The organism is Nocardia amamiensis NBRC 102102, assembly GCF_001612745.1.
Lineage (GTDB): Bacteria > Actinomycetota > Actinomycetes > Mycobacteriales > Mycobacteriaceae > Nocardia > Nocardia amamiensis.
On sequence record NZ_BDBA01000442.1, the window covers coordinates 1 to 519 of the forward strand.

The following is a 519-nucleotide window of genomic DNA, read 5'->3' on the forward strand; positions in this document are numbered from 1 at the left end:
TGTCTCCACACCGAATCGGGCCGCGACACGATCCGGGTGCGCGGCGACGGCGGCGTCGAACAAGCCGACCAGTGTGATGTCGGGATCGGCGAACCGGTGCGCACCAGCGGCGTCCGCTGCGGATGACACCCAACGCTGCGACACATCGAGACGCTCGCTCTCGCCGAGCAGATCGATATCGCCGACCGCGATCTCCGGGTCCTCGGCGACACCGCGCAGAATGCGCACCAAACGGTCGGCGAAGGCGGCCACAGTCTCCGGATCGAACAGATCGGTGGCGTAGTTCCAGGACAGCGTCAGCCCGCCGTCCGCGGCCTCGCCGACGGTGAGCTGCACGTCGAATTTCGCCGTGCCCGCCTCGAAGTCGACCACCGCGACATCCAGGCCGGGCAGCGCGATATCCAGGCCGGGCAGCGCGACCGCGCGCAGGTCGGCGGCCGAGGCGGCTTCGAAGGTCAGCGCGACCTGGAACAGCGGATGATGCGCCTGCGAACGCACGGGGCTGATCACGTCCACCAA

General features: G+C 69.0%; 1 protein-coding gene. It reads right to left on the bottom strand.

Annotated elements, in window-relative coordinates:
* Nucleotides 1-498, bottom strand: a 498-nt coding sequence (locus NA4_RS38295) for a condensation domain-containing protein (RefSeq protein ID WP_245671805.1), incomplete at its 3' end; no start/stop codon positions are given.
* Between the last annotated feature and the right edge of the window lie 21 nt (nucleotides 499-519).